The 19,235-nt window shown below is 67.7% G+C and carries 19 protein-coding genes and 1 pseudogene; 6 read left to right on the top strand and 14 right to left on the bottom strand.

Annotated features, from left to right (window positions below; all coding sequences use genetic code 11):
* Window positions 1–178 precede the first annotated feature (178 nt).
* Entirely contained in the window at window positions 179–1,048 is an 870-nt protein-coding gene (locus Q344_RS0112690; protein WP_028287047.1) for a branched-chain amino acid aminotransferase, read from the top strand.
* A gap of 192 nt (window positions 1,049–1,240) precedes the next feature.
* Here Q344_RS0112690 and Q344_RS0112695 read toward each other — a convergent pair whose 3' ends face one another.
* Window positions 1,241–1,669 carry an organic hydroperoxide resistance protein gene (locus Q344_RS0112695; RefSeq protein WP_028287048.1) on the bottom strand — a complete coding sequence of 143 codons (429 nt, stop codon included), beginning with the start codon at window positions 1,667–1,669 and terminating at the stop codon, window positions 1,241–1,243.
* Window positions 1,670–1,780: 111 nt separating this feature from the next.
* Between Q344_RS0112695 and Q344_RS0112700 the strand changes: the two genes are divergently transcribed.
* Both Q344_RS0112700 and rlmJ read left to right on the top strand, forming a co-directional pair.
* Window positions 1,781–2,227, top strand: a complete 447-nt coding sequence (locus tag Q344_RS0112700; RefSeq protein ID WP_028287049.1) for a MarR family winged helix-turn-helix transcriptional regulator — start codon at window positions 1,781–1,783, stop codon at window positions 2,225–2,227.
* A 37-nt stretch (window positions 2,228–2,264) separates the two neighbouring features.
* Window positions 2,265–3,041, top strand: a complete 777-nt coding sequence (gene rlmJ, locus Q344_RS0112705) for a 23S rRNA (adenine(2030)-N(6))-methyltransferase RlmJ (protein ID WP_028287050.1) — start codon at window positions 2,265–2,267, stop codon at window positions 3,039–3,041.
* Window positions 3,042–3,176: 135 nt separating this feature from the next.
* Here the strand turns inward: rlmJ and Q344_RS0112710 are convergent.
* From Q344_RS0112710 to eutB, 10 genes and pseudogenes are all read right to left on the bottom strand, one after another.
* Window positions 3,177–3,998 (bottom strand): annotated as a pseudogene (locus Q344_RS0112710) (ABC transporter permease); the annotation flags it as partial.
* A 35-nt stretch (window positions 3,999–4,033) separates the two neighbouring features.
* Window positions 4,034–5,719, bottom strand: coding sequence for an ABC transporter permease (locus Q344_RS0112715; RefSeq protein WP_028287052.1), 1,686 nt, complete (start codon window positions 5,717–5,719; stop codon window positions 4,034–4,036).
* Window positions 5,720–6,007 (bottom strand): DUF1330 domain-containing protein, encoded by a 288-nt coding sequence (locus Q344_RS0112720; RefSeq protein WP_028287053.1) that lies wholly within the window; start codon window positions 6,005–6,007, stop codon window positions 5,720–5,722.
* Window positions 6,008–6,129: 122 nt separating this feature from the next.
* A complete protein-coding gene (locus tag Q344_RS0112725) occupies window positions 6,130–7,224 on the bottom strand; it encodes an extracellular solute-binding protein (protein ID WP_028287054.1) in 1,095 nt (364 codons plus the stop codon).
* Between the two features lie 112 nt (window positions 7,225–7,336).
* Window positions 7,337–8,437, bottom strand: coding sequence for an ABC transporter ATP-binding protein (locus Q344_RS0112730; protein ID WP_028287055.1), 1,101 nt, complete (start codon window positions 8,435–8,437; stop codon window positions 7,337–7,339).
* Between the two features lie 225 nt (window positions 8,438–8,662).
* Window positions 8,663–10,033, bottom strand: a complete 1,371-nt coding sequence (locus tag Q344_RS0112735) for an aspartate aminotransferase family protein (RefSeq protein WP_028287056.1) — start codon at window positions 10,031–10,033, stop codon at window positions 8,663–8,665.
* Window positions 10,034–10,149: 116 nt separating this feature from the next.
* On the bottom strand, window positions 10,150–11,634 hold the full coding sequence (locus Q344_RS0112740; RefSeq protein ID WP_028287057.1) for an NAD-dependent succinate-semialdehyde dehydrogenase: 1,485 nt from the start codon (window positions 11,632–11,634) through the stop codon (window positions 10,150–10,152).
* Window positions 11,635–11,764: 130 nt separating this feature from the next.
* Window positions 11,765–12,259, bottom strand: coding sequence for an Lrp/AsnC family transcriptional regulator (locus Q344_RS0112745; RefSeq protein ID WP_028287058.1), 495 nt, complete (start codon window positions 12,257–12,259; stop codon window positions 11,765–11,767).
* On the bottom strand, window positions 12,256–13,245 hold the full coding sequence (locus Q344_RS0112750; RefSeq protein WP_028287059.1) for a cyclodeaminase: 990 nt from the start codon (window positions 13,243–13,245) through the stop codon (window positions 12,256–12,258). Before Q344_RS0112750 ends, Q344_RS0112745 begins: the two co-directional genes overlap by 4 nt.
* The gene (gene eutB, locus Q344_RS0112755) at window positions 13,235–14,215 is read right to left on the bottom strand and encodes a hydroxyectoine utilization dehydratase EutB (protein ID WP_036539189.1); all 981 of its coding nucleotides are present in this window, start codon (window positions 14,213–14,215) and stop codon (window positions 13,235–13,237) included. Before eutB ends, Q344_RS0112750 begins: the two co-directional genes overlap by 11 nt.
* A gap of 182 nt (window positions 14,216–14,397) precedes the next feature.
* Here eutB and Q344_RS0112760 point away from each other — a divergent pair, with 182 nt between their 5' ends.
* The 3 genes from Q344_RS0112760 to Q344_RS23900 are packed head-to-tail and all read left to right on the top strand — an operon-like array spanning window position 14,398 to window position 17,409.
* Window positions 14,398–15,582 carry a M24 family metallopeptidase gene (locus tag Q344_RS0112760; RefSeq protein ID WP_028287061.1) on the top strand — a complete coding sequence of 395 codons (1,185 nt, stop codon included), beginning with the start codon at window positions 14,398–14,400 and terminating at the stop codon, window positions 15,580–15,582.
* Window positions 15,579–16,745 (top strand): acetylornithine deacetylase, encoded by a 1,167-nt coding sequence (argE, locus tag Q344_RS0112765; RefSeq protein WP_028287062.1) that lies wholly within the window; start codon window positions 15,579–15,581, stop codon window positions 16,743–16,745. The genes Q344_RS0112760 and argE overlap by 4 nt, the downstream gene beginning before the upstream one ends.
* Entirely contained in the window at window positions 16,738–17,409 is a 672-nt protein-coding gene (locus Q344_RS23900; RefSeq protein ID WP_036539190.1) for a GntR family transcriptional regulator, read from the top strand. The genes argE and Q344_RS23900 overlap by 8 nt, the downstream gene beginning before the upstream one ends.
* A 162-nt stretch (window positions 17,410–17,571) precedes the next feature.
* On the opposite strand, the gene Q344_RS0112775 is transcribed toward Q344_RS23900, so the two are convergent.
* From Q344_RS0112775 to Q344_RS0112785, 3 genes are all read right to left on the bottom strand, one after another.
* Window positions 17,572–18,093 carry a hypothetical protein gene (locus Q344_RS0112775; protein WP_028287063.1) on the bottom strand — a complete coding sequence of 174 codons (522 nt, stop codon included), beginning with the start codon at window positions 18,091–18,093 and terminating at the stop codon, window positions 17,572–17,574.
* Window positions 18,090–18,620, bottom strand: a complete 531-nt coding sequence (locus tag Q344_RS23905; protein ID WP_036539191.1) for a permease — start codon at window positions 18,618–18,620, stop codon at window positions 18,090–18,092. The genes Q344_RS0112775 and Q344_RS23905 overlap by 4 nt, the downstream gene beginning before the upstream one ends.
* A gap of 183 nt (window positions 18,621–18,803) precedes the next feature.
* Window positions 18,804–19,223 carry an SHOCT domain-containing protein gene (locus tag Q344_RS0112785; protein WP_211249917.1) on the bottom strand — a complete coding sequence of 140 codons (420 nt, stop codon included), beginning with the start codon at window positions 19,221–19,223 and terminating at the stop codon, window positions 18,804–18,806.
* Window positions 19,224–19,235 lie beyond the last annotated feature (12 nt).

Raw genomic sequence — 19,235 nt, forward strand, 5'->3', positions numbered from 1 at the left:
CTATGCCACGTTTCGTCATGCTCATCCCGGGGCTCACCTTAAGTCAGTGTTGTTGACATTCCAAGAGGCGTTTGTTAGCGAGTCGCATCATCTGCGCAACTTTATGTCCGATACGGTCATAATCGACGCAACAAATGGAAACGCAAGGCCCGAGAGGACCGAGAAAAGGAAAAGGCTGATGGACGGCGCATACGACGATCGTGACGGCAAGATCTGGATGGACGGCAAGATGGTGGACTGGCGCGATGCCAATGTACACCTGCTGACCCACGCGCTGCATTACGCCTCCTCGGTGTTCGAGGGCGAGCGCTGCTACAACGGCAGGATCTTCGAGGGCGTGAAGCATTCGGAGCGGCTGAAGAAGTCGGCCGAATGGCTCGATTTCGAGATCCCCTGGACGGTCGAGGAAATCGAGAAGGCCAAGTACGACATGCTCGCCGCAAACGGCTGGACCGACGCCTATGTCCGGGCGGTGGCCTGGCGCGGCGCGGGCGAGGACATGGGCGTTTCGGCCCGGAAGAACCCCGTCCGGCTGGCGATCGCCGGCTGGGAATGGGGGAACTACTACGGCGACGCGAAGATGAAGGGCGCCAAGCTCGACATCGCGAAGTGGAAGCGCCCCAGCCCCGAGACGATCCCGGTCCATGCCAAGGCGGCGGGGCTCTACATGATCTGCACGATGTCCAAGCACGCGGCCGAGAACAAGGGCTGCTCGGATGCGCTCTTCATGGATTACCGCGGCTACGTGGCCGAGGCGACCGGCGCCAACATCTTCTTCGTGAAGGACGGCGAGGTGCACACGCCGAAGCCCGACTGCTTCCTGAACGGCATCACCCGGCAGACCGTGATCGGGATGCTCGAGGAAAAGCAGATCAAGGTGCACGAGCGCCATATCGAACCCGGCGAGATGGAGAGCTTCGAGCAGTGCTGGCTGACCGGCACGGCGGCCGAGGTCACCCCGGTCGGCCAGATCGGCGATTACAACTTCGAGGTCGGCGCGCTCGCGAAGGACATGGTCCAGAGCTACGAGAAGCTCGTTCGGGCGTAAGATCGGGGGGTGGGGCGAACCCCACCCTGCGGCACGGACAGGAAACGGCGCGGGACAAGACCGCGCCGTTTTCGTTTGAGTGCGCACCTGCCTCTGGTCGGGTCTGTCGGGCAAGCCGGGGCAAGGTCGGTTGTCTGCCCTCTCCACCCCGCACAAGCCGGACAGGCGCCGGCCCGTGGGAGCGTCCTCCGATCACACCACCTCGGTCGTGACCTCGACGTTCCCCTTCACCGCGTTGGAATAGGGGCAGATCTTGTGCCCGGCCTCGGCGATCCGCTCGACCTCGGCCTTGTCCAGCCCGGGCATCGAGACCTTGAGGTGCACCTTCAGGCCGAAGCCGCCATCCTCGCGCGGCCCGATGCCGACCTCGGCCTCGACCCTGGTGTCCGCGGGCAGTTTCCCGAGGCTCTTGTCCTGGCTCGTGGCGAATTTCATCGCGCCGATGTAGCAGGCGGAATAGCCGGCCGCGAAAAGCTGTTCCGGGTTCGCGCCGTCGCCCTTGCCGCCCATCTCCTTCGGCGGATCGAGCTTGATGGTCAGGTCGCGGTCCGGGATCGAGGCGGCGCCGTCGCGGCCCCCGGTGGCGAAGGCATGGGCGGTGTAGACGGGGGAAACGGACATGGTGGGCTCCTGTATATCGTTGGCGATCATATCGTGTGCGATAGAGATAGGGGCGCTCCCCCGCGCTGACAAGAGCTTGCGATCATATCGCGCGCGATTTATATCGAGGCGATGACACAAACGCCCTCTCGACTGCCCGGCACGGGCGACATGCTCTGCTTCGCGCTCTATTCCGCGAACCACGCGATGACGCGACTCTACCGGCCGCTTCTCCAGCCGCTCGGGCTGACCTACCCGCAATACCTCGTGCTCGTCGCCCTCTGGTCGGAGGACGAGCGTCGCGTCGGCGCGCTCGGGGAGGAACTGGGTCTCGACACCAATACGCTGACGCCGCTGCTGAAGCGCATGGCCGAGGCCGGGCTCGTCACCCGCGGCCGGAGCGCGGCGGACGAGCGCGTGGTGACGGTCAGGCTCACCGACAAGGGCCGCGCGCTGGAGGCCGAGGCGGAGCGGATCACCACCTGCGTGTTCGAGGCGACGGGCCTCTCGGTCGAGGAGCTTGCGGACCTGCGCGACCGGATCGCACGGCTGAACACCGAGATCGCCGAACATCTCTGAGCGTTGACGACGGCGGTGGGGCAGGGCAGGAGGGGTCATGCTTTCCTACCAGCACGCCTATCACGCCGGGAACCTCGCCGATGTCCACAAGCACGCGCTTCTGGCGCTGGCGCTGGACTACCTGACCGCCAAACCCAAGCCCCTGAGCTACATCGAGACCCATGCGGGGCGTGCGCTCTATGACCTCGGCGGCGCCGAGGCGCTGAAGACGGGCGAGGCGGCGCAGGGGATCGGGCGGGTCCGCGACTGGTTCGGGGCCGACCATCCCTATGCCCGGGCGCTGGCCGGGGCGCAGGCGCGGGGCGGGCCGCGCGCCTATCCGGGATCGCCGCTGATCGCGCAGGGACTGCTCAGACCGGACGACCGGATGCACCTGGCCGAGATGCACCCGCAGGAGGCCGAGGCCCTGCGCGCGGCGCTTCCCGGGGCGGACATCCGCAAGGCGGACGGGCCGCAGATGGCCCTCTCGCTCTGCCCGCCCGACCCGCGACGGGGGCTGCTGCTGATCGATCCGGCCTATGAGCTCAAGGGGGAATACGAGGCGATGCCGAAGCTTCTCGCGCAGGTCCATCGGAAGTGGAACGTGGGCGTGCTGATGCTCTGGTACCCGGTGCTGGTGAACCGCGCGCAGGAGGGGATGGCGCAGGCGCTCGACGCGCTCGGGATCGAGGGTGCGGTCCGGCACGAGGTGCGCTTCCCGCCGGCGCGCGAGGGGCACGGGATGGTGGGCTCCGGGCTCTACGTGGTGAACGCGCCCTGGGGCTGGGCGGCCGAGGCCGAGGCCCTGGGCGAGAGGTTCGCCGCTCTGCGGTGAGCCGCCCCCAGACCCCGCCTGCATCTTCGCAGCGGGGCCTTTCGGGCCTGTTCCGCGCAAGGAAAAGTCTCCGACAGACCAGAAAGAAAGGGCGGGGAAGCCCCCGCCCTTGTCTGCCGTCCCGTGGCCGTCACCTCACCCCGGCGACATGCCCCGGAGCCGCTCGGACCGCCGCCGCAACAGCTCCACCACCGTGAGAAGGCAGATCGAGATCCCGACCAGCATCGTCGCCACGGCGAGGATCGTCGGCGAGATCTGCTCGCGCAGGCCGATGAACATCTGCCAGGGCAGGGTCTTCTGCCCGGCCGAGCCGACGAAGAGCACCACGACCACCTCGTCGAAGGAGGTGATGAAGGCGAAGAGCGCGCCCGAGATGACGCCCGGAAGGATCAGCGGCATCTGCACCCGGAAGAAGGTCGTCACCGGGTTCGCGCCCATGTTCGCCGCCGCCCGCGTCAGCGAGCGGTCGAACCCCACGAGCGTCGCCGTCACCGTGATGATGACGAAGGGGATCCCCAGGGCGGCATGAGCCAGCACCACGCCGAGATAGGTCCCCTGCAACCCGATCCGGGAATAGAAGAAGTACATCCCGGCGGCCGAGATGATCAGCGGCACGATCATCGGCGAGATCAGGACCGCCATGATCGCGCGCCGGAACGGCACGTGCTCGGACGACAGCCCGATCGCGGCCAGCGTCCCGAAGCTCACCGCCAGAAGGGTCGCCATCGGCGCGATCTTCAGCGAGTTCCACATCGCCTGCTGCCAGTCCGAGGTGTTGAAGAAGTCCTCGTAATGCTTGGTCGAATAGCCCTCGGGCGAGAGCGACAGCATCTCCGGCGTGAAGGTGAAGAAGTTCTCGGCGTTGAAGCTGAGCGGGATGATCACCAGGATCGGCGCGATCAGGAAGAAGAAGATCAGCGCGCAGATGCCGCGGAAGGTATAGTACCAGATCACCTGCGGCGTGCTTGCATAGGTTGGAAGTGCCATGTGCGTTACCCCAGCTTCACGTTGTCGATGCCCACGATCCGGTCATAGGCCCAGTAGAGGATCAGGACCGCCGCCAGCAGGATCGAGCCGAGCGCGGCCGCCAGCCCCCAGTTGAGCGAGGACGAGATGTGATAGGCGATCCGGTTCGAGATGAACGTCCCGGTGGTGCCGCCGACGATCTCGGGCGTGATGTAATAGCCGATGGCGAGGATGAAGACGAGGATCGACCCCGCGCCGATCCCCGGCACCGATTGCGGGAAGTAGACCCGCCAGAAGGCCGTCCAGTCGTTCGCGCCCAGCGACTTGGCCGCGCGGAGGTAGGTGGGCGGGATCGTCGCCATGACCGAGTAGAGCGGCAGGATCATGAAGGGCAGCAGGATGTGGGTCATCGCGACGATGGTGCCGAACTGGTTGTTGATCATGATCAATCGGTTGGCATCGTCGACCAGCCCTATCCAGACCAGGATGTCGTTGATCACCCCCTGCTGCTGCAGCATCACCTTCCAGGCCGAGGTCCGCACCAGAAGCGAGGTCCAGAACGGAAGCAGGACGAGGATCATCAGCAGGTTCGCCGTCCGCATCGGCAGGTTGGCGAGTATCCAGGCCACCGGATAGCCCAGCAGGATGCAGGAGATGGTGATCGTCATCGACATGAAGATCGTGCGCTTGAAGAGGATCCCGTAGATCTGTTCGTTCTCGGGCCGCGCCTCGATCCCGTCCGGGGTGAGCTGGGCGTCGACCGAGTTCAGGAAATAGCCCGGCGTGTATTCGGGCGCGTAGGTCTGGATCGTGCTCCAGACCGCGGTGCTGCCCCAGTCCTTGTCCGACTCGACGAAGTTCTCCTGCATCGAGACGGTCTCGAAGCCCGGCGCCGCCTCGGCCGCGGCGGTGACCAGCGCGGATTCGGGTCCGGAATAGGCGAAGCCGTCGCGCATGAGGTCCCAGTAGAGCGCGGTGTAGACCAGCGTCCAGGGCGTCTCCTCCAGCGGGTTGTCCTCGTCCTCGGTCTGGGTGAATTCGGCGAAGGCGGAGTAGACCTCGGCGGTGGTGGGCAGCGCGGTCTCGACCCCGTCGCGCAGGACGAAATCGGGGCCCGGCGCCTCGGCGCCCTCGGCTTCGGCGATCCAGTCGGGATCGCCCAGGATGCGGGCCCAGGTCATCGGGTCTTCCCAGGCTGCGTCCAGGTCGTTGAACTGGTCCTCGTAGAGCTCGCCGAAATCGTCCACGTCCCGCCCGGTGCGGCGGAAGAGCGACGAGACCCCGGTCTGCTCATAGTTCAGACGGGTGCCGAGTCGCGTGTGCTCCTTCTTTTCCGCGGCGATGAACATGTCCACGTAAAGCGCCCGGAACGTGCCCTCGGACGGCAGGTCGCCGGTGGTGTGGTCCCAGTCCTCGAGGGAGTCGACCGTCCGCGGCAGCGTTTCCGAGACGATCTGGTTCTCGACCGAGCGGAACAGCATGTCGGCGATCGGGGCGATGAAGGCGACGAGGATGAAGATCAGCAGCGGGGCGATCAGCATCAGCGCCCGCATCTTCTGCCGCCGCAGCGCCCGGTTGAGGCTTTTCTTCAGCGGCGTGCCGTCGGCGGCGAGCATCGGGCCGGAGGCGGCCTCGGCCCGGTCGGCATCGCGCAGCGCATTGTCGGGGGTGGCGCCGGTGAACTGGTCGGGTCCGGTGGTACGGTCGGTCATTCAGGCGCCCTCCACGACGATGATGGTGCTGGTGGCGGAACGGCGACGGATCTCGGCGACTTCCTGGTAGCCGGGATCGTGATAGGCGTTCAACGCCGATTGGTAATCGGGGAATTCGATGACGACGTGGCGGTTCTCGGCCGTGCCCTCGGTGGTCTCGGACTGTCCGCCGCGGACGATGAACCGTCCGCCCAGCTTCTCGAGGATCGGCGTGTCGAGCCGGATGTACTCCTTGTACGCCTCCGGATCGTTCACCGTGATGTGGCCGATGATATAGCCCTTGGGCATGGTGTGTCCCTGTCGGTTATACGTGGCGGTCGTGCGCCGCCTTCCGGTCCGATGCCCCGGAGCGCCGTGACGCTCCGGGAAACCGATGGGCGGGCCCGCGGGGCCCGCCGTCCCTTCCGGGATTACTGCGCGAGCCAGGACTGGAACTTCGCGTCGATGTCGTCGCGATAGTCGGCCCAGAACTCGTAGTTGTAGAGGAAGGTGTTGCCAGCGTTCGCCGGGTCGGTCGGCATGTGCTGCTTCATCTCTTCCGGAACCGCCGGTGCCGAGGAGGCACGTGCCGGGCCGTAGGAGATGTACTTCGCCTGGTCGGCCAGACGCTGGGTGTCGGTGGCGAAGCGGACGAAGTCCTTCACGCGCGCCAGACGGTCTTCCGGCAGACCTTCGGGGATGATCCAGCCGTCGAGGTCGAAGACCTGCGCGTCCCACATCATCGCGACCGGCTGGTCCTGCTCCTCGATCACCGAGTAGAGGCGGCCGTTGTAGGTGGAGCCCATGAAGACCTCGCCGTCAGCCAGCAGCTGCGGGGTGTCCGCACCGGCCGACCACCAGATCACGTCGTCCTTGATCGTGTCGAGCTTGGCGAGCGCCTGCTCCTGGCCTTCCGGCGTGGCGAGCACGTCATAGACCTCGTCCTTCGCGACGCCGTCGCAGAGCAGGGCCCATTCCATGTTGTTGATCGGACGCTTCTCGAGCGCGCGCTTGCCCGGGTAGGTCTCGGTGTCGAACACGTCGCAGATTTCCGACGGCGCATCGACGCCCTCGGGCACCATGTCGGTGCGGTAGCCGAAGGTGGTCGAATAGACGATCTGCGGGATGTAGCAATCGCTCACCAGCATTTCGCCGAAATCGTCCTCGGCCTTGGAACCGTCGTCACCGTCGGCCAGCATCTCGTTGAAGTCGATCTCCATCGCGAGACCTTCGTCGCAGAGACGGATGGCGTCGGCGGCCACGACGTCCACGAGATCCCAGGTGATGTTGCCGGCCTCGTTCATCGCGCGCAGCTTGGCCACGGCTTCGTTCGAGCTTTCGTCCCAGGTGACCGTCACGTCCGGATTGGCCTCGAGGTAGGGCTCGACATAGGCTTTCTGCTGGCTGTTCTGGTAGGCGCCGCCCCAGGACACGAGCGTCATCTCGTTCGCCATGTCCTGTGCGGTCACCGCACCGGCACCGGCGACGATCGCTGCGCTGGCCAGAAGGGTTGTGGTCAGTTTCATACTGTTCTCCCTAGGTTTTCACCCGTTTTTGGGTTCTTTCGGCCCCGCGCCACGGGTTGGACGTGCAGGGCGTCGGGCTCTCGCGCCGGGAACGGCGCGAAGATCGGGCCCGTCAGGCGTCCAGCGCGTGGCAATCGGACGGCAGCCAGCCGATCTCGATCTGCTCGCCGCGCTTCAGGCGCACCTGGTCGGGGGCATTCCGGGTCTTGATGACGAAATCGTCCTTGCCCGCGACGCGCAGCCGCGTGCGGAAGATGTCGCCCATGTAGATGAACTCGAGCACTTCGGCCTTGAGCGTGTGCACGCCCTCCGCCATCCGCTCCCTGTTGTATTCCACCCGCTCGGGCCGGATCGAGACCTGGGTCTTGGTCCCGACCTCGCCGATGTTCACGGCCTTCGCGTCGATGACCTCGCCATCCTCGAGCTGCACCTTGCAGAACTCGCCGTCGATGGATTTCACCGTGCCGATCAGCGTGTTGTTCTCGCCGATGAACTGCGCGACGAAGCTGTTCTGGGGCGCCTCGTAGAGCTGGTCCGGCGGCGCGAGCTGCTGGATCCGGCCATCGTCGAAGACCGCGACGCGGTCCGACATGGTCAGCGCCTCGGTCTGGTCGTGGGTCACGTAGACCGTGGTGATCCCGAGGCTGTGCGCGAGGTTGGTGATCTCGAACTGCATGTGCTCGCGCAGCTGCTTATCGAGCGCGCCGAGCGGTTCGTCCATCAGCACCAGCTCGGGTTCGAAGACCAGCGCGCGGGCCAGGGCGATCCGCTGCTGCTGGCCGCCCGAAAGCTGCGCCGGGCGGCGGCCGCCGAAGGCGCCCATCTGCACCATGTCGAGCGCGCGCTTCACCTTTTCCTCGCGTTCCGACTTGGGGATCTTGCGGACCTCCAGCGGGAAGGCGAGGTTCTCGGCCACGGTCATGTGCGGGAACAGCGCGTAGTTCTGGAAGACCATGCCGATCCCGCGCTTGTGCGGCGGGATGTTGTTGATCGGCTTGCCATCCAGCTTGATCTCGCCGTGGGTGGCGGTCTCGAAGCCCGCCAGCATCATCAGGCAGGTGGTCTTGCCGGAGCCGGAGGGCCCGAGCATGGTCAGGAACTCGCCCTTGGGCATCGAGAGGTTGAGGTCTTTCACGACGAGCGTCTCGCCGTCGTATGATTTCTGAACGCGTTCGAATGCGACGAAGGCGTCGCTTGAATCTGTATCAGCCAATATTGGCTCCCCGTTGTCCGTTCGTGCGGATTTTTCCGCTTTTATTTCCTGACATTAAAACGGCTCGACCCGAGGGTTTCAACCGTTTCACGGCGATTCGGCCCCCGAAAGCGACCCGGCCGCACTATGTTTGGCCGTCAGCTAGCCCGGTTTGCGGGCATGTCCTCCCTTTTCTCGCCGCCGCCCGGTCGCCCCGGCGGCGGCGAATCGTGTGTGTTTCCCAGCTTACCCCAGGACTGCCGCCACGGCCTTGGCCGTTTTTCCGGCGATCTCGTCGGCCTCGGCCTCGGTCAGGCAGAAGGGCGGCGCGAAGCCCAGGATGTCGCCCTGCGGCATCGCCCGCGCGATGACCCCGTCCCTGAGAAGCTCGGCCGACACCCTGGCGCCGATGGTCTTCGAGGGATCGAAGAAGGTGCCCTTGCCGGGGTCCTCCATGAACTCGACCGCCGCGATCATCCCCTCGCCGCGCACCTCGCCGACATGGGCATGGCCGCCGACCGCGTCCTTCAGCGCCGCGTTCAGATAGGCGCCGGTGGTCCCGGCCGCCTGCACGAGGTTCAGCGCGTCGATCAGCTTCAGGTTCGCGATCCCCGCGGCCGCCCCGATCGGATGTGCGGAATAGGTCCAGCCGTGGCCGATCGGCCCGTTCTCGTCGGTGCCCTGCTCCAGCACCTTCCACATCTTCTCGCCCACGATGGAGCCCGAGAGCGGCGCATAGGCCGAGGTCAGCCCCTTCGCGATGGTGATCAGGTCCGGCCGCATCCCGTAATGGTCGCTACCGAACATCGAACCGAGCCGCCCGAAGCCCGTCACCACCTCGTCCGCGATCAGCAGGATGTCGTGCCGGTCCAGCACCTCCTGGATCGCCGGCCAGTAGCCCGCGGGCGGCGGGACGATCCCGCCGGTTCCCATCAGCGGCTCGCCGATGAAGGCCGCGATCGTGTCGGCGCCTTCGGCCTCGATCATCGCCTCCAGCTCGCTCACGCAATAGGCGACGAAGGCCGCCTCGCTCATCGACTGGTCGGGGCGCCGCAGGTAATAGGGCGCCGCCGTGTGCAGGATCGGCGAAAGCGGCAGGTCGAACTTGTTGTGGAAGGTCGCGAGCCCGGTCAGCGAGCCGGTCATCAGCCCCGAGCCGTGATACCCCCGCCAGCGCGAGATGATCTTCTTCTTCTCCGGGCGCCCGAGGATGTTGTTGTAATACCAGACGAGCTTGATGTTGGTTTCGTTCGCATCCGAACCGCCGAGCCCGAAATACACCTTGCTCATCCCCGCGGGCGCCCGGTCCAGCACCATCTTCGCCAGCGTGATCGAGGCCTCGGTCCCATGCCCGACATAGGCGTGGTAATAGGCCAGCTCCTTCGCCTGCTCGGCGATCGCCTCGGCGATCTCGGGCCGCCCGTAGCCCACGTTCACGCAATAGAGCCCCGCGAAGGCATCGAGCAGCCGGGTGCCGTCCCGGTCGGTGATGTGGCAGCCCTTCGCCGTCTTGATCACCGGCTGCGGCGCCTCGCCCCGTGCGAATTGGCCCAGATGTGTCGAGGGATGGAAGAAATTCTCCCGGTCCCATTGTTCGAGCTGATCGTTCCTCAACATGCCGTTTCCTTTCCACGTCGGGGCCGATGCCGGACCCCCATCTTCATCTTTCCGAAAATACTCCCGCCGGAGGCTCCCTCACGCAGCACGGGCGCAGGGGCCGGGCGGGAGGCGCCTCATGCCCAGTCCCGGCAGACGTATTTCACCTCGGTGAACGCCTCCATCCCGAGCCGCGCGCCCTCGCGTCCCAGGCCCGACTGCTTGTAGCCCCCGAAGGGGATCGGCGCGCCGGTCACCTTGGTCCGGTTCACCGCGACCATCCCGTATTCCAGCGCCCGGGTGACCCGGTAGATCCGCCGCGGGTGCATCGCGTGCAGATAGGCGACCAGCCCGTATTCGGTGTCGTTGGCGCGCCGGACGACCTCCTCCTCGGTGTCGAAGGGCACGATGGCCGCGACCGGGCCGAACGTCTCCTCCCGCAGGATCAGCGCGTCCTCCGGCACATCCGCCAGCACCGTCGGCTGCCAGAACAGCGGCCCCAGCTCATGCGCGGCCCCGCCGCAGAGCACCTTCGCCCCCTTCGCCACGGCGTCCTCGACATGGGCCTTCTGCTTCGCCACCGCCGCCGCGTTCATCAGCGGACCGATATCCGGATCGTCCATCCCGTGGCCGACCGTCAGCCGACCCGTCGCCTCGGCGAACCGCGCGCAGAAGTCGTCATAGACCGACCGCTCCACGTAGATCCGGTTCGCGCCGAGGCAGTCCTGCCCCGAGGTCGCCCATTTCGCCTTCATCGTCTCCTCGACGGCGTTGTCCATCTCGGCATCCGCGAAGACGATCACCGGGGCGTGGCCGCCCAGCTCCATCACCAGCGTCTTCACCGTCTCGGCGCTCTGCCGGTAGAGCAGACGCCCGACCTCGGTGGAGCCGGTGAAGGACAGCACCCGCACGCGGGCATCCTTCGTCCAGGGCTCCACGATCTCGGCCGGCTGGCCCGTCACCACGTTGAAGACGCCCGCCGGGATCCCCGCGCGTTCCGCCAGTTCCGCCAGCGCCAGCGCCGAGAACGGCGTCTCCTTCGACGGATGGCAGACCACCGTGCAGCCGGCCGCCAGCGCCGCCCCTGCCTTCCGCGTGAGCATCGCCGCCGGGAAGTTCCACGGGGTGATCAGCGCCGCGACCCCCACGGGTTCGCGCCAGAGCTCCACCTCGGCGTCCTCCAGATGCGAGGTCACGCCCTCGATGTTCGGCCGCTTGGCCTCCTCCGCGTAATATTCGAGGAAGTCCCCGGCATAATCGATCTCGCCCCGCGCCTCCGAGAGGGGCTTGCCCTGCTCCAGCACCATGATCCGGGCGAGGTCCTCGCGGTTCTCCTGCATCAGCCGGAACCACTTCCTGAGCATCGCGGAGCGCTCCTGCGGCAGGGTCATCGACCAGGACCGGAACGCCGCCTGCGCCGCATCGACCGCTTTCGCGCTGTCCGCCCCCGTCAGCTCCGCCACGTCGCCCAGCCAGGCGCCGTCGGCGGGGTTCGTCACCGAGAAGGTCGCGTTGGACGCCGCGCCGGTCCACTTGCCGCCGATGTAGGAGAAGGAGCGCACCAGCCGGGGATCCGAGACCTCGGCGAGGGGCGATTTGGGAAGAGCGTGGTGCAGGGACATGGACAGGGCCTCCATCACAGGGTTTGCCAGGAGTGGTTTCCCCGTGGTGATGCCATATTCCTCGCAGAGAAGGTGACCATAGTGCGGCGACTTGGCAGAGGATCCCTCTGCCGATCCCCGGCCGCGCCAGTCAATCCCTCTGCGGCAGTCCCAGAGCGGCCAGGGGCAGGGGGGCGGGGCCCTTCACCGGCTTCGTCACGATATAGGTGTAATAGCGCGCGAGCCCGATCTCCGAGGCGAGCATGCGGTCGATCAGCCTCTGGTAGGCGTCGATGTCCCTTGCCACGACCTGCAACAGGTAGTCGAACCCGCCGCCGAGCGCCCAGCAGGCGGTGACCTCCTCGATGTCCTGCACGGCGGTCTCGAAGGTCCTGAAGACATCGGTCGTGTGGTTCACCAGCTCCGCCGCCACGAAGACCGTCACGTGGGGCGCGAGCGCGCGCAGCGCGATCCGGGCGCCGTAGCCCTCGATGATCCCGGCCTCTTCCAGCCGTTTCAGCCGGTCCCAGCAGGGGCTGGGCGAGAGGTTGATCCGCTCCGCCAGCTCGGTCTTCGTGATCCGCCCCTCGCGTTCGAGGACCCGCAGGATCTCCACGTCCCGCGCATCCAGACGATAGCTGCTCATGCCCGGATCACCGTGCCCGTCGCCCCGCCCTGCAACAGCGCCGCGACGTGGGAGGCGATGGCCGTGTCCTGCGCCCCCGTCCCGGTCAGGTCGCAGATCGTCACCTGATCGCCGGAGGTCCGGCCCGCCGCCGCCCCGGTGACCACCTCGCCCAGCTCCGGCAGGAGACCCGTCATCAGCCCCTTCGCCCGGGCCGAGGCCAGCTCTCCGGCGGTCTCGCATTGCGCCACCCGGTCCGCGACATAGAGATCGGCGGCCACCAGCGCCTCGGCCGCGACCTCGTTCTTGCCCGCCTGGTCCGAGCCCATGGCGGTCACGTGCAGCCCCGGGTGCAGCATCTCGGCGGTGACGAGCGGCTCCCGCGCGGGCGTCGTCGTCACGACAAGCTGGCTCCGCGCCACCGCCTCTGCGGGGTCGCCGACGACCTCCGCCTCCACCCCGAGAGCTTCCTGCAGATCCGATGCGCAGGTCCCGGCCTTGTCGGCATCCCGTCCCCAGACCAGCACCCGCCCGAAGGGCCGTTCGAGATGCGCCGCCTGCATCTGCAGCCGCGCCTGCACCCCGGTGCCGAGGACCGCCGCCGTCTCGACCTCCTTCGGCGCGAGGTGCCGCGCGGCCACCGCCCCGGCGGCGGCGGTGCGGATGTCGGTCAGGTAGCCGTTGTCGAGAAACAGCGCCTCCACCAGCCCGGTCCTGGCCGAGAACAGGATCATCAGCCCGTTCAGCGAGGCGAGCCCCAGCTTCGGATTGTCGAAGAACCCCGGCGACACCTTGATCGCGAAACCGTCGAATCCCGGCAGGTAGGCCGTCTTCACGTCCACCTCGCCATTCGCCTCTTCCAGGGCCATCGACAGGATCGGCGGCATCACCACGCCCTCGCCGGCGAGCGCCGCGAAGGCCTTCTCGATCACGTCCACCAGCCCGCGGTCGAGGCCGATGACACGCCGCAATTCGGCTTCCGTCACGATCCGCACGTCATGCGCCATGGGGCACCCCCTTCACCGTCATCTCTCCGAGCGTCACGTCCTGCCCGGTCACCACCCGGGTGAACTGCGTCATGTCCACGTTGCGCCCGGTGAGGATCGTCGCCACCGGGCCGTCACAACGGACCTTGCCCGCCATCAAGGCGGCGAGGCCGACGACCGATCCGCCCTCGGCCACCAGCCGGTCGGTGTAATAGGTCTCCTGCATCGCGCGGTAGATCTCCTCTTCGGTGACCAGCACCGTATCATCCAGCAGATCCCGGCACATGGCAAAGCTCATCCGGTTCTCCATCCCGATCCCGCCGCCAAGGGAATCGGCCAGCGAGGCGACCTCCTCGACCTGCACCGGCGCCCCGGCCAGAAGGCTCTCGTGCATCGCCGCGCCGCGGTCCATGGAAACCCCGACGACCCGCACCGAGGGCTTCGCGCGCTTCGCCGCGAACGCCACCCCGGCGGCCAGCCCGCCGCCCGAGAGCGGCACCAGCAGCGTCTCGATCCCCGGCCTCTCGGCCATGATCTCCGCCCCGATGGTCGCCTGCCCGGCGATCACCAGGGAATCGTCGAAGGGCGAGATCCCCGTCAGCCCTTCCTCGCGCGTCAGCCGGTCGGCCTCCGCCTGCGCCTCGTCCTGGCTGCGCCCCTTGATGCGCACCTCCGCGCCCAGGGCCCGGATCCCCGCGACCTTCGCCTCGGGCACCAGTTCGGACATGCAGATCACCGCCCGCTTGCCCGCCTCGCGCGCCGCCCAGGCCACCCCGCGCCCGTGGTTGCCGGTCGAGCAGCAGACCACGTCGCCCGCTGCCGCCGCCACCGCGTTCAGCGCGCCGCGCAGCTTGAACGCCCCGATGGGCTGGCAGATCTCGAGCTTCAGCCAGAGGTCGGCCCCGGCGTAGAGCGAGGGCACCAGCGGCGTCCGGTCCGCCCGTCCGCGCAGCACCTCCGCCGCCCTCTCGACATCCGCCTCAACCAGCATGAAATCTCCATGTTGCATAGTAGTTGTGCACAACAAGGCCGCGAAGCCGCCCCCGTCAACACTGCAACGCGCCCTGACCCTTGTATTTCCTGAAAACGACTCGTCGTGTTCGTTTCCAGAGCGGCAGAGTTGTGCACAACCTGCCAAGGCGGAGGAAAGACCACCACCAGCGGGAGACCCCAATGATCCGCAAATCGATCCCCTTTTCCGAGGCCGAATATCAACGGCGCCTGCACAAGACCCGCACCGCCATGGAGGCCCGCGGGATCGAGGTTCTCTGCGTCACCGACCCCTCGAACATGGCCTGGCTGACGGGCTATGACGGCTGGAGCTTCTACGTCCACCAGGGCGTCGTCGTCTTCCTCGACCGCGACCCGTGGTGGTGGGGCCGGATGCAGGACCGGAACGGCGCTTTGCGGACGGTGTGGATGGAGGACAGCCGGATCCACGGCTACGTCGACAATTACGTGCAGTCGACCGAACGCCACCCGATGCAGGACCTCGCCGCCAACCTCGGCGCCATGGGGGTCGCGACGGCGCATATCGGGGTGGAGATGGAGAATTACTACTACTCCGCCAAGGCCCACGCCGTCCTCACCCACGAACTGCCCGACGCGACGTTCCACGACGCCACCGCCCTGGTGAACTGGTGCCGCACGGTGAAATCGGGCGAGGAGCTGGCGTTCATGCGCCGCGCCGCCCGGATCTCGGAAAAGATCGTCGACGGGCTGCTCGAACGCGTCGAACCCGGCATCCCGAAGAACGAGATCGTGGCCGAGATCTACCGCGACGCCATCACCGGGGTCGAGGACGGCTGGGGCGATTACGCCGCGATCCCGCCGCTCCTGCCGTCGGGCTCGGACGCCGCCGCGCCGCACCTCACGTGGAACGGCGAGCCCTTCCGGAAGGGCGAGGCGACCTTCTTCGAGATCTCCGGCTGCTACCGCCGCTACCACGCGCCATTCTGCCGGACGCTCTTCCTGGGCGAACCGTCCGACATCCTGAAGGCCGCCGAGGCCGCCCTGGTCGAGGGGCTGGAGGCCGGCATCGACGCCGCCCGCGCCGGCAACCGCGCCTGCGACGTGGCCAACGCCCTCGCCGCGCCCCTGGAACGCGCCAACATCACCCGGGGCGAGCGCTGCGGCTACCCGATCGGCCTGAGCTACCCGCCCGACTGGGGCGAGCGCACCATCTCCTTCCGGGCCGAGGACGAGACCGTGCTCGAACCCGGAATGACCTTCCACTTCATGCCCGGCCTCTGGATGGCCGACTGGGGGCTCGAGATCACGGAATCCATCCTCATCAAGGACGAGGGCCCGGCGGAATGCCTCTGCGACCGCCCCCGGCAGATGTTCGTGAAACCATGAGCGATCTGGAGACCACCCGCGAGATCCTGGGCAGCCTGATCTCTCATCCCACGGTGTCCTCCGAGAGCAACCTCGACCTGATGTGGGTGATGGCCGACCGGCTGGACCGGGCGGGCGCACGGGTCGAGGTCATGAAGGACGCGAGCGGCGCCAAGGCGAACCTCTTCGCCACCATCGGCCCGGACGAACCGGGGGGGCTGATGCTCTCGGGCCATTCCGACGTCGTGCCGGTGGAGGACCAGCCCTGGTCCGCCGATCCCTTCGCCATGTGGGAGGACGACGCCCGCCTCTTCGGCCGCGGCACCTGCGACATGAAGGGCTTCATCGCCGCCTGCATCGCCATGGCGCCGACCTTCGCGTCGCGCCAGCTGACAAGGCCGATCCACTTCGCCTTCACCCATGACGAGGAAATCGGCTGCCTCGGCGCGCAGACCCTGGCCCACATCCTGCGCGACCGCGAGGTCCGCCCCGGCCTCGCCATCGTCGGAGAGCCGACCTCGATGCGGATCATCGAGGGGCACAAGGGCTGCTGCGAATACCGCGTGACCTTCACCGGGCGCGAGGGGCACGGCTCGCGCCCGGACCTCGGCGTGAACGCCTCGGAATACGCCACCCGCTACGTGACGCGGCTGCTGGAGCTGCGCGAGGCGCTCAAGCACCGCGCGCCGCCGGGATCGCGGTTCGAACCGCCCTGGACCACGATCAACATCGGCCGGATGGCAGGCGGTCACGCGCCCAACATCATCTGCGGCCATGCCGAGGTGGAATGGGAGATGCGCCCCGTCCAGCAGACCGACGCCGATTTCGTGAAGCGCGCGATCCGGGATTACGTGGGCGACATCCTCCTGCCCGAGATGCAGGCGGGATTTCCCGAGGCGCTGATCTCGACCGAGGTGCTGGGCGAGGTCGCGGGGCTGGAGCCGATGGACCAGAACGCCGCGCGCTACCTCGTGTCCGAGCTGACAGGCGCGAACGGTGCCGACCTCGTTGCCTTCGGGACCGAGGCGGGGCTCTTCCAGGAGATCGGGATGGACGTCGTCGTCTGCGGCCCCGGCTCCATCGAGCAGGCGCACAAGCCCGACGAGTTCATCGAGATCGGCCAGCTCGCCTCCTGCCTCGACATGCTGCACGGGCTGGCCGACCGGTTCACCGCCCATGGCTGAGGACGCCCGCGACCGGCTGGCGCGGCTCCACGGCGAGATGCGCGAGCGGATCTGCCTGATGGACTGGGCGCCGGGCACCCGGCTCTCGGAAGAGGGAATCGCGGCGGAGTACGGCGTCTCGCGGACCCCGATCCGCCGCGTGCTCGCCCGGCTCGAGGACGAGGGGCTGGTGCAGTCGCTGCACGGGATCGGGACCATGGTCACCGACCCGGGCGCGGAGGAGCTGGCGCAAACCTATGCCCTGCGCGAGGAGCTGGCGGAGCTGGTCGGACGGCTGTCGCCGGTGGAGGTCGGCGCGGCACAGCGGGCCGAGATGGCCGGTTTCCGCGCGCAGGGCGAGGCGCTGGCGCAGGCGCCCGAGGCGCGCAGCTTCGCCCGGCTCAACATGGCCTATTTCGCCTTCGGCCTGTCGCTGACCGGGAACGCGGTGCTGCGCGAGGTGGCCGAGCGGCTCTATTACCGGACGGCGCGGGTCTGGCTGCGGCAGATCGCGGCGCTGGACCTGGCCGAGGAATGTGCGGTGTTCCTCGCCGAGCTGCGGGAGACCGAAAGGGCCTTGTCCGCGGGGGACGCGATGGCCGCGGCGCTGGTGCGGCGGGCGCATATCTCGATGTCGGTGCGGCGGTTGATGGCGGCCGGTGCGGCGGGGCGGGCGGTCGATTAACCTATTATGAACAATTGGTTGGGCGCGGTATAATCTTCGTGAAACCTTCCCCGTGGGGAAGGCCGCCCTGCGTGCGGGAGACGCGCCCTGCGGCCTCGGGAGAGACCATCGCGTCACGACACCGGGGGCGCCCGCCCGAGGGAGGGCGCGGCCCTTCGCGCTTCAGAGAAGCTGCAGATCCCCGAGCCCGAAGGCCAGCAGGATCGCCTCGGCGATCAGCCCGGCCAGCACGGGGAGCACGGCGCAGCTCGCCAGCCGCAGCCCGACGAAGCGCCAGCCCATGATCGGCGCCTCGTAGGCCAGCATCCGGTGCAGCGCGAAGACCGACCATCCGGCGATCAGCGCCACCATCTGCGGGATGCCCGCCCCGCCCTGCAGGAAGACGATCGCGATCGGGAACGAGGTCATCGGACCGCCCGGCAGCAGTCCTCCGATCAGCCCCGCCAGCACGATCCCCAACAGGCCGGAGGCGGGTCCGATCACGTGGCTCAGCGCGGCGACCGGCACGACCTGCACGAGGAAGCTCGCCGCCAGCAGGGCGAAGGGCAGGCGGAAGGCCAGCATCCGCCCGGTGCCGAGCGCGTCGCGCCCGGCGCCGGTCAGCCCGGCGGTGCCCGCGCGGCGCCAGACGAAGACGGCCAGCACCGCGACGACGGCCCAGATGAAGATCGCCGCCGCCGTCATTCGGCGGGCCGGTCCAGCCGGAGCACCGCGAAGCGGGTCATCCAGCGGGCGATCAGCCCGGCGACGATCGGCAGGGGCAGGCAGGCGAGGAAGCGGATGGCGGTGAACTCGACGCCCAGCAGGGGCAGCTCCCAGACGATCAGCCGGTTGAAGCCCAGAAGCGACCACGAGGCGATGAAGGTGATCAGCGCGCCCGCATCGGCCCCGGCGATCCAGAGCGCGTAGACCATCGGAAACGAGGTGAAGGGCCCGCCCGGCGTCAGCGCGCCCGCCAGTGTCGCCACCAGCAGCCTCCGGATCCCCGAGCTGCCGCCCAGCATCGCCGCCACCTTCTCGCGGCTGACCAGCCGGGTGACGAGTCCGCCGATCAGCAATCCGGCGGCCAGCTGCGGCAGGATCTGCAGGAACAGGATGCCCGCCTCCGCCGCCGAGGACAGCACCGCCTCGCCCCCGCGGCGCAGGTAGCAGAGCGTCCCCGTGCCGATGGCGAGACCCATGAAGACAAGGTCGGTTCTGGCAAGCTTCATCGGTGCGGGGATCCCTCGGCAGGTCGTCCGCCGCGCGGCGGCGCGGCGGCATCGGCCCGCAAGGTGGCCGAGCGCGGGGGGAAAATCAATGTCGGTGGCATGTATTCCTGCGGGTCGCGCCAGAGGCGTCCCGCACGGGGCGCAAGGGCCCGGCGCCGCGCGCCGGACCCGTGGCCGGCCAGGTCAGGCCAGCAGCTTCGCCTTCTGCGCGGCGAATTCCTCTTCGGTGAGGACGCCCTTGTCCTTCAGCGTGGCCAGCTTCTCGAGCTGTTCCGCCGTCGAGGCGCCTGCGCCGCCGCCGGTGCCCGCCACCGACATGATGTACTCCCGCTGGGCCTTTTCCATGCTGGCGACGGCTTCGCGGTTGTGTTCCTCCATCTTGCCGCCGCGGGCGATCAGGTAGACCAGCACGCCGAGCCAGGGGATGAGGATCACGAACATCACCCAGATCGCCTTGGCGAAGCCGCCGAGGTCCCTGGAGCGGAAGATATCGGCCACCACCGATATCAGCACCCAGAACCATGCGATCAGGAGAAAGAACCAGAACATAGACCAGATGAGGTCGAAGAAACCGAAACCGTCTTCCATGGGTCTGCCTTTCATTGCCGGCGCGTT

The organism is Pseudooceanicola nanhaiensis DSM 18065, assembly GCF_000688295.1.
In the GTDB taxonomy this organism is placed as follows: domain Bacteria; phylum Pseudomonadota; class Alphaproteobacteria; order Rhodobacterales; family Rhodobacteraceae; genus Pseudooceanicola; species Pseudooceanicola nanhaiensis.